Origin of the sequence: Vibrio sp. T11.5, assembly GCF_027587155.1 — a bacterium.
Classification (GTDB): domain Bacteria; phylum Pseudomonadota; class Gammaproteobacteria; order Enterobacterales; family Vibrionaceae; genus Vibrio; species Vibrio neptunius.
The window spans coordinates 1-12,590 of sequence record NZ_JAPPTP010000027.1; the positions used below are offsets into that span (position 1 = coordinate 1).

Here is a 12,590-nt window from a genome sequence, read left to right on the forward strand (position 1 = left end):
GTTAGCAATCATTCAAACAAGAGTTTGTAATCAGTCCCTCGAAAAGGGGGAAATCATACTTATTTAGTCCTTTTGGTGTGTGTCCTCGAATTCACTTTCGTCCTTTTGGTGTGTGTCCCCGAATTCACCCTCCCGAATTCTGCTCCGAATTTATGCTGACTATTTGGAGTGAAAACTGAATATAAGCCGATTTTTAATGAATTGTAGCTCTGCTGGTGCTGCGTGTAGAAAGTTAAAGTGTCTGTCTAAATTGCTACCGATAAGAGAGAACGATATGGACTTTGGACACGATCCGATAAAACGCTTATTTTTCAAATTATACTGGCCAACATTAACGGGAATGCTCACCATGGCAGCTTACCAACTGGCTGATGGCATCATTGTTGGGTATGGCGTGGGTACCATGGCATTAGCTGGTATAAGTATGAGTTTTCCACTTTTGTTTGTTGCAATCTCGCTTGCTATGTTAATTGGCGTGGGCAGCAGCATGGTTATTGCAATTAAACTGGGAGAAAACCAATCTGCAGTCGCCAATCGTGTTTTTCATTACAGTTGTAGCATTTCTGTATTGGTTTCTGTTGCGTTAGCTTGTGTATTGCTGGTGTTTACAGATACATGGGTTGGCCTACTTGGTGCCAGTGCTGATATCCAACCATACTTAAAGGAATACTTAATATACTGGACGTTATTTTTGCCTACGCTTTTCCTCCGGTTTAGTTTTAGCTTCTTTGTTAATAATGACAAATCTCCCCATATTTCACGTAATGCAAACATTGTATCCAGTCTTTTGAATGTCTTGCTCGATCTCTTGTTCGTCCTTGTTTTTGAGTGGGGAATAAAGGGTGCTGCTATTGCTACGGGTATCTCTCAAGCGCTTGCTGTTATTTATATGGCTTATCATTTCTACCTCGGTGAAAAGCATCTTTCATTTAAAAACTATGCATTTAAGATACGCGACCGCGAACAAAAGCGAGTGATAGGTCTAGGCTTTCCTATTTTCATCTCAGAAATTTCGGGCGCTTTGGCTTTCGCAATGCTAAACAAAGCTGCAATTTCACATGGAGGGAGTGAAGCCGGTGCGGCATTGGCAACCGTTAATTTCACGCTATTTTTTGTGATGAAGTTTCTTGTTGGCGCAGCTTTCTCGGTACAACCAGTGTTTGGTTTTAATCATGGAGCAAAAAATCATCATCGCATCGAAGCGCTACTCAACTTTTCACTGAAATTCGTCTTTGTGATAGGTGTATTAGCTTATGTCCTCATCTATTTGTTCGCTGAGCAGCTCGTCACTCTATTCAATGTTGTGAACCCTAAAGAGGTCCAATTAGCGATTCAAGCTCTTTTGTTGTTCTACCCTGCTACCGCGTTTATGGGAGCAAACTTGATATTCGGAGCCTACTTTCAATCAGTCGAAAAAGTAAGGGTAGCAACCAACTTAGCGTTAATTCGTGGCATGGTTTTAGTCTCGTTTTTTTTAATGGTGTTACCAGACATCTTTGGTTTGGTAGGAGTGTGGCTAGCGATGCCATTGGCCGAATTCATCGCCTTTTTGTTAACGCTTCCTTTGCTCTATTTTAAGAAGGAAGAGCAGTTAGTGTAGTGGTTACATAAACTATCGAATTGTGCTTTCAGTGATTGGAATTTGTGGCTTGCTTTTTTCGCCACTGAGCAGGGGTTTGCCCTGTCACCTTTTTGAATTGGCGGATAAAATGCGTAACATCTTTCCAATCTAACTCGGTGGCAATGGTCTGGACAGAGAGTGAGCTGTGAGTCAACCGATAGGACGCTTTCTGTATTCTGGCCTGACAGATCCATTCTCCAACCGTAAAGCCAGTTTCTTTTTTTACTATGGTTGCCACATGAGAAGATACGCGGTGCACTGCCGCTGCCACTTCTTTCAGTGAAATTGCATTGTGGCAATTCTGATGAATGAATTTCAGTGACTCTGATGCTAATTGACTGATGGGTTTTTGGCTGTGTTTAAAGCTCATCCCTCGGTATACATCACCTAAGATGATTGAGAGATAGGAGCTCAACAAGTGGGGGGATTCAACACTTGATTGCTGACTTTCATCGCCTAAAGCTTCTAGAATTCGAATCAAAAAAGGCAGTCGCTCTTGGTCTACCGGAACGTTAGGTAAGGCCCCAGCGGTCACTTGCTGAAAAGGCTGCATCAATAAGCTTTCTTCATCCACCCCTAAACAGGCAATGCAAAAAGACACTAAATACATATCAATGTTTTCGGCCCTTAAGGCTTTGTGGGGTACACCAGGAGGAATGATGACGATAGCAGGAGCAACAACTTTTAAATTGGAACCATAGACCATCTCGACAACACCTTTGGTTAGCAATGCCAAGCGATGTTCTGGGTGGTGAGCTGTCTGATTATGCCCGTCAAAAGAGACACCAACCAAGTGTTCGATTTCAACATTGTGGGAGTGCTGCATCAATGATTCCTTCGGCTATGTATCATAGTATTAGCCGATTTTACCTTAAAATAGAGGTTATAGATCAAGTTTGTCTTATTGGGCGTAGCGGACTTGACGTTGTGCACGGCCTTAACAGGCTGAATTTTTACCTGCGGCACCCTCTAATTCGAAAGTGCCGCCCTATGTACTACCGTGAATACTATGTGCTGTTCAATGAAAAGGGGACCTATAACCTTGTTAAGAAGGCCATTTTCAAATGCTTGAGGCCTTGTTTAGTATGGTGTCGCCAATATTATTTTGCGCAGAATGGTTGGCTTTTATTAATGTTGGTGCAAGGCTGGGTTTCTGGTCCGTTTGGGTTGCGACCTAGTTCAACCACTTTTTTACCATCAACATCAAACATTGCGAAGTCGTATTGCTCAATTTGATCAGTGTCCCAACGGTCTAACTTAAGTGTTTTGTTCTTTAAGTCTACTTGAGAAACCCATAGAGTCGGGAAGTTCATATCATACGCTACGTCCCACTTTGTATAGCCGCTACGCATTTCATGAGCAACACCTTCAATAATATTGCCTAGTTGTTTATTGTCGCGGATACCAAAACGTTCTTCATACGCTTTAACTTCCTCCAGTGCATATTGAGCTCGGTGACGACGATCCAAAGAATTAATCGAAGCGGTTGGGAAGCGCTTCTCACCCATTAGCTCTTTGTCGATTTCCGCCATTGTGTCAAAGGTTGGGTTGTTAGAAATGACGTCTAAGGAACCAGCTCCTCGATATAGTTTTTTTTCGCCATTGACCATTTCAACAAGGATGGTCTCACCAGAATTATCGGCAAAAATGAAGTGAGCAAGGAAATGGTCTACTGTCGCATTCGCATCATACTGCCCAGGTACACCACCAAGTTTTTGATCGCGTATATTGGTGTTATTGATAATAGACTGCACTTCATCAAGGTTTTTTGCATTCGCAACAACGTATTGTACAAATTGCTGACCATCGATGTTTGTATTGCCTTTTTTTAGTGCTTTTTCATCTTGCCAGTCGGTATTGAGATAATGAATCTGACCAAGTACACCATGCTCGTTGATGGCTTCTGTGACAAACTCTGCGTCGAAGCTTGCAATTTCAATCATGGCATATTTTGACTTGTAAGCTTGGTTGGCAACCCCTGATTTGTTGAGGTCAACCCCGTATACTTTTGGTGCGCGTGTATCAAGGACAGTCCCTCTTGGGATACCGCGAACAACGGCTTGATCATATCCTTCCCAATCCATAGAGCGTGTGACCATTGTCGTATCTAAAGCGTCTGAGTGGTATAAAGCTCGCGTACAAGCCTCTGCTGCGCTCGAAATGGTGCCCATTGTTGTTGCAGCTAACGTGAGTGCTAATAATTGTTGATTCATAATCTAAATATTCCAAAAGATAAGTTTTTATCTGTGAATTGCTAGAAGCCGCAAGTAAAAGACCAAGAATATATGTGCCAAAGGCAGATAGAGTGGTTTTGTGTCTGGCTATCTTCAGCTTTCCACTTTTTAGAGGGCGTATAATGTTTGGTTATTGAATTGGTATCATTTACGCGCTGGAATTATGCATTAAGTTTCATATTTATTCAACGGGAAATCAACAGGTTAAGATGAAGGTATGGACTAGTTCATCCGAATAAGAAATTAGAAAAAATTAGGGACACACACCAAAAATATAGGGACACACACTATGAGTAGATTGCTGCTTATGGCTTATCGCTTATTCGCTGGAAAGTGCCCAAACTTCTGGGCAACTCATATCGTAAAGTGACCAACGGCATCTAAACTAGATGCCGTGTCATACCAATTCAGCCAAGCTCCTGCTCTAAAGGCGTTTGTTCCTATACCTTGTGATCTTCCTTGCCGCCATCTGCAAATCACTGAACAGTCTATCTAGGCAGGATACGAGTCAATATTGAATCTGCATCAGTCAAATACCACACCGGATACAAAAACCGCCAGACATAAGACTGGCGGCGGCTTTACGCAGATTTTTGCTTATTGCTGTAACTTGGATTTTGCTTCTTCGACTTTGGAAAAGTCTAGGCCAAGCTCCTCAACGGCTTCTTTGATTAGCGCTGGGTTTTGCATTACTTGGCCCATAAGAAGTTGTAGCTTCTCTTGAGGTAGGCCAAGTTGGCTGATGGTTGCCATGGCTGCTAGAGGATTCTGTGTCAACGTTTGAAACAGCTCGTTGATTTGCTCGTCGCTGATGTTGTTCTCTTTCAACGTCTCTAGAATGGGGTTCATCGAATTACCTTTTAACCACTAAATGAAATAGGCACCCAGTCTAACATCAAGCCAGCTAAGGTTGTACTAACGCTAGCCGACTTGAGTGAAGAATATCTCATTGAAATGAGGGTTTGCGACCAAAGCGGTCATGGATACCAAGCTTTCCGTTGGAACATCCACCTCACCTGCTGAAGAATCGATGACAATCGATTCTCTGCGATGCTCATCGTAACGGGTGGTTTTGGCTTTTCCCTCTACGATTTGACCTGACTCTACAACCAGACGTACAGGGATATGATAGAGGCAAGCTATCTCGATGTAATCGTATTGGTTACAAGATATCATACTCAGTCCTCGTAAAATATCGCTAGCCAGATGGTTTCTTCATCTGGCGTGGTATAGCTGACTCTATGCTTAGTATGGGCTGGAATCTGGATATGGTCACCTGTTTTTAACTCGATTTCTTCGCCGGATTGGTACTGAAGGCGGGCGTACCCCGCCAGTAACAAGACCCATTCATGTTCGTCCTGATCATACCAAAAATCAGGTTCTGAACATTGTCCCTTAGAGACGATACGCTCTAGACGAAATCGACGTCCAGAGAGTAAGTCTTCAAACACTTCCTGTGATAAATCTTCGGGAATGGATTGTATAAGGTTCATCTCGTTATACCGTGTAATCAAACACTACAATGTCTTCGAGGATTGGTCTGAAGATCTCTTTTAAAGCATCATGTTCTGGGTGGGGGAGGTAAAGGTCGCGACCTGCTTCATCAGCAAACGTCATCATTACACAATGGGTATAGTGCTTATTTTTCCCTTCTGGGCTGTCATTGAGGCCCCATTCTACGCTTTCGACCCCACCAACCTTGTCTGGCATAGATAAAAATGAAGCTTTTAAGGCGTCAATCTGCTGTGATGAAGCATTCGGTTTAAATTGAATAAGTAGAATATGTCTGATCATGATTGTTCCTGAATGAGTGTCGTCTGAACGTGTTGCCAGATGGTCATCATTTCTTCACCAAAAAGGTAAAACTTAATGTCCAGCTGAGCAAATTCGCTCTCTGTGCATACCGTTAACGCAATCTCAGCGGCTTCTTGTAATGGATAACCGTAAATGCCGCAAGAAATTGCTGGTAAGGCAATGTTTAGGCACTGATGAGCGAGTGCTAGTTTGAGTGATTCACGATAGGCAGATTGCAATATTTGCTCGGGATTAGCAACTTGATGATAAATAGGGCCGACAGTGTGAATAACATATTTTGCTCCTAATTTACCTGCGGTGGTTATTCTTGCTTGGCCTGAAGGACAACGCACACCATCAACGGCTTCTACTTGCTGACAGGCTTTCAGGAGATCTGAACCTGCTGCTCTATGAATTGCACCATCGACGCCTCCGCCACCCAGCATCTTCGGGTTAGCCGCATTGACGATAGCATCTACTTTAGCTTGTGTGATATCTCCGTTAATGAGCGTGATCATGACCATTACTCCAGAATATAGGCGTTAGCGATATTGCTATAGTCACCTTTAGCGAAGGAGAGGATGTTGTCAAAGGCGTGTTGAAAGTAGAGCTCATAACTGCCTTGCTCTACATAGCCTAAATGTGGTGTTGCAACTACGTTGGGTAAACGCAGTAGAGGTTCGTTGTCTTTTGCGGCGGGCTCATAGTCAAAAACATCCACGGCGGCTTGTTTGGTTGGAGCCTTAGCCAGTGTTTGATAGAGCGCATCTGGCTCAATGAGCTCAGCCCGACTGATGTTAACTAGCAACGAATCCGGCTTCATTGTGTCTAGATCTTTCTGAGTGACAATGTGGCGTGTTGCATCGTTAAGTCTCAGGTGCAGTGAAATCACATCGCAATGTTCAAAAAACGTTTCTCGACTGCTTGCGGCTTGGTAACCCATCTCTAGAGCATTTTGTCTGGAGGATTCACTACCCCAGATCATCACCTGCATTCCGAACGCTTCAGCGTATTTAGCAATGCGTTGTCCGATTTTACCAAAACCCCAAATGCCAAGGGTTTGTCCATTGAGAGTTTTACCCAATTTAGGTTGACCGGATTGCTGCCACTGTCCTTGTTTGAACCGTTCTAGGTATGCAGGAATATGGCGGCTGGCTGCCATAATTAATGCCCAACACAACTCAGACGGAGCAATAGGGGACCCAATGCCTTCGGCAACGGCCACCTGATATTGATCGCAATCCGTTAGATTAAGGTGATTGCTGATTTTTCCTGTCTGGCTGATGAGTTTTAGGTTTGGTAGGTTTTTAAGTAGATTGGGTGTGATGATGGTGCGTTCTCGAATCAGCACCAATACTTCAAACGGTTGTAGCCGTTCGATCAATTGATTCTCGTTTGAAGGAATGTCAGAAAAAACAGTGACCTCATGGCCATTCAGTTTTTTATAACAGTCTAAGTGACGAACTTGATCTTGATAGTCATCCAATATTGCAATACGCACAGTACAGTCCTTTTAACCAATGAGATACATACATTAAAAGAGAAGATTGAAGAAATGTAGCGATAGTATTAGGTCAATGTTTGCGCTTTGAGCTCGACCACATTTCCTTCTGGATCATGGACATATATTGAGCGACCAAAACCTTGAGCACCATAGCGTTCTGCAAAGGGTTCATAGATGAGGCCGCATTCATCGAGATAGTCTAGCAGAGCGTTTTCTTCTAACGGAGCGATTTGAAGACAGAAGTGATCGATATTGCGGCCATTCTGACTGGGCGCTTTGCCTCCTAATTTGCCGAGCTCACTGTCGAAGACAACCAAGTCTATAAGGGCATGGCCTGCGCGAAGCTGTGTCAGGCCCAGTTCTGGAAGCTCCCGTTCGATAGGGCAGTGTAGTATGTCTCGATAGAAGTGGATCATAGCTTGGATGTTGCCTGTTCGCAGAACGATATGATCAAGCCCTTTTACTTCAATCATAATGGAGACTCCCTTAAGTCAGAAAACTAAGTTATACGCTAACACAAGCATGATGATACCGATGACCGCTTCGAGTATCTTCCACGATCTCGCGTGTCGAAAGGCAGGGATAAGGCGTTTCGCCCCATACCCAAGGCTGAAAAAGAATACAAACGCATTCTGAGCCCCAATGGCTAAAATTAATGAGAAGCCGAATGTAAACCCGCGAAAACCGTACTCATTATCGAAGTTAGAAGCTAGAACCTGGCTGAGTCAGAAATTCAACTTCTTCGGCAGTACTTTCTCTTCCTAGTATTTCGTTTCGGTGCGGATATCGACCGAATCGCTCAATGATAACCTTATGTTTCAGCTCAAAGTCATAGTTGTTTTCCATGCCCGGAGCTTTAAACAGTTCAACGGCACGCTCATGAATCAGTAGAGACTCACTGTGCATAAACGGCATATAAAGAAAAGACTGCTGCGTTGGAGACAGCTCGGCATCTTTACCTAGAGCGATGGCCTCTTGTGCCAGCGCTAGTGCTAGTGGGTCCTGAGCAAACGCTTTGGGCGTATTACGATACACATTACGTGAAAACTGGTCGAGTACAATGATTTCCGCCAATCGACCAAGAGCATTGGTTCGCCAGCTGTAAAGTTCAGATTGCGCCGCACGTTGTAATAGGTCACCGAAACGTTGCGTGATCGTATTATCTAGCTGTTCGCTACTTACAAACCAGTCTTTAGGTTCTAACTCTTCAAACCAAAAGGACAGGACTTCTTGCGCAGTGATGGCAGTCATGGTGATATCATCCTTGTATGTAATGGGTTTTCCGTCGAATCTAATATACGAGAGTGACGGATAAATTTAAATGTTTAATCAGGCAGTTAGTTATATTAGGGGCGGTGTAGATTCGATAACGTGTTGGTGAATCAGTTTGGCCAACAGTTCGATGCCTTGATGCCACTCCGGAGTATCCTCAAAGTTAGCGGTACTCAGACGGATACAGTGACGAAATTGATCCGCGGTTGCAAATACAGTTCCCGGTAAGATGCTGATCTTATGCTTATTGCATTCCTTATAGAGGGCGAAGCTGTCTACCGATTCGGGCAAGGTAAGCCAAACTAAAAAAGAACCTTGTGGTTGAGATAGGTGGTAATGATTACCGAGCTCAGCATAGCGGTTTAACGCTGTTGTAAGCAGTAGGCTGAAACGGCGGTTGTTTTGCTGATAGATACGCTGCATCTTACTGATATGCTGTCGATATTTTCCTGTCGATAGAAATTCGCCTACAGCGGATTGCATCAGGTTCAAGCTGCCCATATTGTCACAAATCAGATACTTTTCGATCTCTGAACGATATTTTCCAGATAGTATCCAGCCGATTCGCAGTCTGGAGTCGAGCATCTTTGACAGTGAATTCACGTAGATAACTCGATCTTGGTTATCGAGTGTTTTCAGTGGCAATACACCGCTATCAAATGCCAGTGCGCCAAAAACGTCGTCTTCGATAATTGGGATATCTTTAGACACGTTGAGTAGTTCAATTCGCCTTTCTTCCGGTATCCGTGAACCTGTTGGATTAGTGAAGTTTGGCGTTATCAGGATCACAGCGATGGGCCATTCCTGAATCGCATTTTCGAGCGCTTTAGGGTCGATACCATTGCGGATGCAACTCGGGATCTCGACCACTTTTAGCCCAAGTGATTCCATCAAAAGCAGATTACCAAAGTAGCAGGGGGATTCCACGGCGACGATGTCTCCGGGTGTGGTTAGAGCGCGAAGTGCAAGACTGATCCCCTGTTGAGCTCCGTGAGTGATAGCTAAATCATTCGGATTGGCTTTGACACCAAGGTCACGGCTGATTTTTGCCAACTGCTTAATGAGCCTATCATTGCCCGGAGGCAGTTGATAGTGACTCGGCATGTGGCTTTGCATTCTGCTGTGACGGCCTATTTCCGCATACAGCGATTTGATGGCTGGAGTCTGAATGTTTGGATGAGCAGAGCCAGTCGGTAACAATTCTCTCTCCTCTGGATAGCTGAGGATTTCTTTCGAAACAGATAGCAAATCAATCGACTGAGGTGGTTGCTGCTGCAACTCCCTTGGCTGTGCCGCTTTAACGCGATACCCTGATTTGGGTACCGCATAAATGAGCTCTTCGGCTTCCATCTCCTGATAGGCTCGAATGACGGTATTTTTGCTGACCTTCAAGTCGACAACCAGTTGGCGGATCGATGGCAGTTTGTCTTCAGGTTGATAAATACCATTGTTAATCGCCTGACGAATGTAGTGCTCTACTTGAACAAACTTGTTGTCGGCTAATGAATCTGTACCCATTAAAATAACTCTATCTGTGTCTTTTTGATTTATCTGTCCCTTATTAAAGTAGCGCCAATTAGAGAGAAAAAGCCAGAGGAAATGACATGTTGGTGAGGTTAATCCCGTTTGTATTTGTGGTGCTTTGGGCATCGGGCTTTGTAGGAGCTAGGTTTGGTCTACAGTATACGGAGCCCGTGACATTACTCACTATTCGCATGCTGGCCAATGTAGGGTTGTTTTTATTGCTGATTGCTTTACTTCGTCGCTCGATACCCCAAGGCAAATTGTTTTGGCATAGCTGCGTGGTCGGGGTTTTGATTCATGGCTTCTACCTAGGTGGCACCTATATTGCGATTGATTTAGGAATGCCAGCTGGGTTGAGCTCGCTTCTGGTCGGTATTCAGCCGATATTAACCGCCATCTTATTGGTGGTATTCAGTCGTGAACAATTCAAAGTGTCGCAGTGGATAGGCTTAGCTTTGGGATTTGTAGGTATTAGTTTAGTCTTGATTGGCAAAACTCAATGGCAAGAGGAAGCGCATAAGTTTGCCGCCATCGCTCTGTGTGGGCTGTCGCTGATCGGGATCACTCTCGGCACTTTGTATCAAAAACGTTTTTGCCAAGGTGCGGATATGGTCGGCAGTGCGATGGTTCAGTATTTGGCGGCAGCTTGCTTATTCTTGCCTTATGCGATGCATTTTGAGTCAATGGAAGTTGATTGGTCCGTCGAGTTCGTACTTACTCTTATCTGGTTGGTTGTTGTGCTGTCCTGCGTCGCGATTCTTTTATTGCTTTATATGGTGGAACATGGCGCATCGTCGAAAGTGGCTTCGGTTTTTTATCTTGTGCCTCCGACCACTGCAATCCAAGCGTGGCTTGTTTTTGGTGAGTCTTTTGATGGTCTTGGTATGCTGGGTTTTGGTTTCGCTGCGACCGCTGTCTACTTGGTGGTTAAGGCACCAAGTGGGCCCTCAACGAGAATACGACGTTCCAAGCCAATGATCAGTCGCTCTTAATAGCGCGGCACTCAGATTCTCGGGGTGAATACAGTTTGTCGGAGTGGCATTACAAGCGCTGGGTTTTAATCCGCTATTTTTTCTTTAGAACTCCCGTTGTGTGAACTAAGTTTATAGAGAACTCACTAACTGGTAATTTGTCATGAAGCGAACACCTGCTCTTCTGTCACCATTGATTGGATTGGTGCTCTCTTTTTTATCGGTGTCTGCGGCGGGAAACTCTAACGATCTGCGTGAACTGTCGTTCTTTACGGAGTCATATCCCCCTGCTAATTTCATGAAAGACGATAAAATCTCGGGTTATGCGGTTGAAATTCTCGTTGCTGCAAGCAAGTTGGTTGGAGAAGAGATTGATATTTCTCAGGTGACATTACAACCTTGGGCACGTTCATACCGAACTGTCTTAACGCAAGATAGCTCAGTGCTCTTTTCTACCACACGCTCAGAGCACCGAGAAACTCTGTTTAACTGGGTTGGCCCTATTGCTGATATAAAAATCGTTGTCATGGCACGAAAAGATGCGGGCATTAAGATTGAGAAACCGATGGATATGGCCAAATACCGGATCGGGGTGATTAGAGATGATATCGGTGAGCAAACGCTGTTGGCGATGGGCTTGCCAAGAGACTCAATGCAAGAAGCCAATTATGTAACGACACTTGCAGAACAGCTTATGAAAAAACGTATCGATCTTTTGGTTTATGCTCACCGTGCTGCAATATGGTGGTCAAAGCAAGCTGAACTGGATACGGATTTGTTTGAAGCGGTTTATGTGGTGAGGGAAGGCTTTGTCTATTATGCCTTTAACGTGGACGTTAAACCGGAAGTGACCGCTAAACTTCAAAAGGGTATTGACTTGCTGAAGAGTACTCAAGGTCAGTCAGGTAAGTCCTTGTATCAGGAAATTATGGACAAATACGAACGATAAATAAGCAGCTCTCTAGCTACTTATTTAGGTGTCTAAACTTTGGCTTTTTTAACAAAGTATGGATTATCAAACTTTTTCTCTGGGCCAAGTTCTGCTTTGACCAGTCGGTTCCAAAGTGCTCTATCGAACTCACCTTTTGGAATCGAAGGGTATAGGGTCTCTTCCTCTTCACGGGCGTAACGGAGAAACTCTTTTTTCTTTATCTGGTTATATTTACGCGCGATATGATTATGCTTTGAGATCCATTCCTGCTTGAATTTTTCTAGCGCAGGCTCAGCTTGTTCAATCGGCAGACGTGTAAGATAGATACGTTTGTAAGAGACTTTACGATCTACCATAGTTCTCATCGCGGTTTGGATATATTTACCGTGATTGGTGATTGAAATATCTTCTTTGTCGAACAGATTCACGCTCCAACCTGTTGGAAAGAAATTTGGTTTACGATATTGCTTATTCCGCACTTCTATCGCCTGGTGGATCACCAAGTCCGACGTACCGTTGAATGTCTGTTGCCATTTGGCTATGCGAATTTGAGTCGCAGTGGGCAAACGATAGATATGAGTAAACTTATCTTGGTCCATAAATGAATACACAAATTGCTTTTAGTTACGAGAAAGCCTATTTCAAAGGTAAGTGCTCAATAATAGGAACTTCGAAATAGGAATAGTGGGATAGGGATAGGCCCACAACAGGGTAATTCTAGTGAAAACTTCAACAGGCT

Annotated in this window: 15 protein-coding genes and 1 pseudogene; 3 read left to right on the forward strand and 13 right to left on the reverse strand. The window is 44.0% G+C overall.

Features of this window, described 5'->3' with window-relative positions; genetic code table 11:
- Nucleotides 1–274: 274 nt before the first annotated feature.
- Nucleotides 275–1,600 carry an MATE family efflux transporter gene (locus tag OH455_RS19675; RefSeq protein WP_269982541.1) on the forward strand — a complete coding sequence of 442 codons (1,326 nt, stop codon included), beginning with the start codon at nucleotides 275–277 and terminating at the stop codon, nucleotides 1,598–1,600.
- A 28-nt stretch (nucleotides 1,601–1,628) separates the two neighbouring features.
- Here the strand turns inward: OH455_RS19675 and OH455_RS19680 are convergent, their stop codons facing one another.
- The 12 genes and pseudogenes from OH455_RS19680 to OH455_RS19735 form a co-directional block, all read right to left on the reverse strand.
- On the reverse strand, nucleotides 1,629–2,447 hold the full coding sequence (locus tag OH455_RS19680; RefSeq protein ID WP_269982542.1) for an AraC family transcriptional regulator: 819 nt from the start codon (nucleotides 2,445–2,447) through the stop codon (nucleotides 1,629–1,631).
- A gap of 274 nt (nucleotides 2,448–2,721) precedes the next feature.
- Nucleotides 2,722–3,834 (reverse strand): linear amide C-N hydrolase, encoded by a 1,113-nt coding sequence (locus OH455_RS19685; protein WP_269982543.1) that lies wholly within the window; start codon nucleotides 3,832–3,834, stop codon nucleotides 2,722–2,724.
- Nucleotides 3,835–4,452: 618 nt separating this feature from the next.
- The gene (locus OH455_RS19690) at nucleotides 4,453–4,704 is read right to left on the reverse strand and encodes a DUF2999 family protein (protein WP_006960580.1); all 252 of its coding nucleotides are present in this window, start codon (nucleotides 4,702–4,704) and stop codon (nucleotides 4,453–4,455) included.
- Between the two features lie 72 nt (nucleotides 4,705–4,776).
- Nucleotides 4,777–5,031 carry a Rho-binding antiterminator gene (locus OH455_RS19695; RefSeq protein ID WP_269982544.1) on the reverse strand — a complete coding sequence of 85 codons (255 nt, stop codon included), beginning with the start codon at nucleotides 5,029–5,031 and terminating at the stop codon, nucleotides 4,777–4,779.
- Between the two features lie 2 nt (nucleotides 5,032–5,033).
- Nucleotides 5,034–5,348: a cupin domain-containing protein gene (locus OH455_RS19700; RefSeq protein ID WP_269982545.1), complete on the reverse strand. Its 315-nt coding sequence runs from the start codon at nucleotides 5,346–5,348 to the stop codon at nucleotides 5,034–5,036.
- Between the two features lie 4 nt (nucleotides 5,349–5,352).
- Nucleotides 5,353–5,649, reverse strand: coding sequence for a Dabb family protein (locus tag OH455_RS19705; RefSeq protein WP_045977510.1), 297 nt, complete (start codon nucleotides 5,647–5,649; stop codon nucleotides 5,353–5,355).
- Complete coding sequence (locus OH455_RS19710) at nucleotides 5,646–6,173, reverse strand: O-acetyl-ADP-ribose deacetylase (protein WP_333482730.1); 528 nt, start codon at nucleotides 6,171–6,173, stop codon at nucleotides 5,646–5,648. Before OH455_RS19710 ends, OH455_RS19705 begins: the two co-directional genes overlap by 4 nt.
- Nucleotides 6,173–7,150 (reverse strand): D-2-hydroxyacid dehydrogenase family protein, encoded by a 978-nt coding sequence (locus OH455_RS19715; protein ID WP_269982547.1) that lies wholly within the window; start codon nucleotides 7,148–7,150, stop codon nucleotides 6,173–6,175. Before OH455_RS19715 ends, OH455_RS19710 begins: the two co-directional genes overlap by 1 nt.
- A 68-nt stretch (nucleotides 7,151–7,218) precedes the next feature.
- Nucleotides 7,219–7,626 carry a VOC family protein gene (locus OH455_RS19720; RefSeq protein WP_269982548.1) on the reverse strand — a complete coding sequence of 136 codons (408 nt, stop codon included), beginning with the start codon at nucleotides 7,624–7,626 and terminating at the stop codon, nucleotides 7,219–7,221.
- Nucleotides 7,627–7,644: 18 nt separating this feature from the next.
- Nucleotides 7,645–7,800, reverse strand: a pseudogene (locus OH455_RS19725) (amino acid transporter); the annotation flags it as partial.
- Nucleotides 7,801–7,855: 55 nt separating this feature from the next.
- Complete coding sequence (locus tag OH455_RS19730; protein ID WP_269982549.1) at nucleotides 7,856–8,404, reverse strand: DUF924 family protein; 549 nt, start codon at nucleotides 8,402–8,404, stop codon at nucleotides 7,856–7,858.
- 90 nt (nucleotides 8,405–8,494) lie between these two features.
- Nucleotides 8,495–9,943 (reverse strand): aminotransferase-like domain-containing protein, encoded by a 1,449-nt coding sequence (locus OH455_RS19735; protein WP_269982550.1) that lies wholly within the window; start codon nucleotides 9,941–9,943, stop codon nucleotides 8,495–8,497.
- An 86-nt stretch (nucleotides 9,944–10,029) separates the two neighbouring features.
- Between OH455_RS19735 and OH455_RS19740 the strand changes: the two genes are divergently transcribed.
- Both OH455_RS19740 and OH455_RS19745 read left to right on the forward strand, forming a co-directional pair.
- The gene (locus tag OH455_RS19740; RefSeq protein WP_269982551.1) at nucleotides 10,030–10,941 is read left to right on the forward strand and encodes a DMT family transporter; all 912 of its coding nucleotides are present in this window, start codon (nucleotides 10,030–10,032) and stop codon (nucleotides 10,939–10,941) included.
- A 142-nt stretch (nucleotides 10,942–11,083) separates the two neighbouring features.
- Complete coding sequence (locus OH455_RS19745) at nucleotides 11,084–11,869, forward strand: substrate-binding periplasmic protein (protein ID WP_269982552.1); 786 nt, start codon at nucleotides 11,084–11,086, stop codon at nucleotides 11,867–11,869.
- A gap of 32 nt (nucleotides 11,870–11,901) precedes the next feature.
- Here the strand turns inward: OH455_RS19745 and OH455_RS19750 are convergent, their stop codons facing one another.
- Complete coding sequence (locus OH455_RS19750; protein ID WP_269982553.1) at nucleotides 11,902–12,450, reverse strand: MSHA operon transcriptional regulator; 549 nt, start codon at nucleotides 12,448–12,450, stop codon at nucleotides 11,902–11,904.
- Nucleotides 12,451–12,590 lie beyond the last annotated feature (140 nt).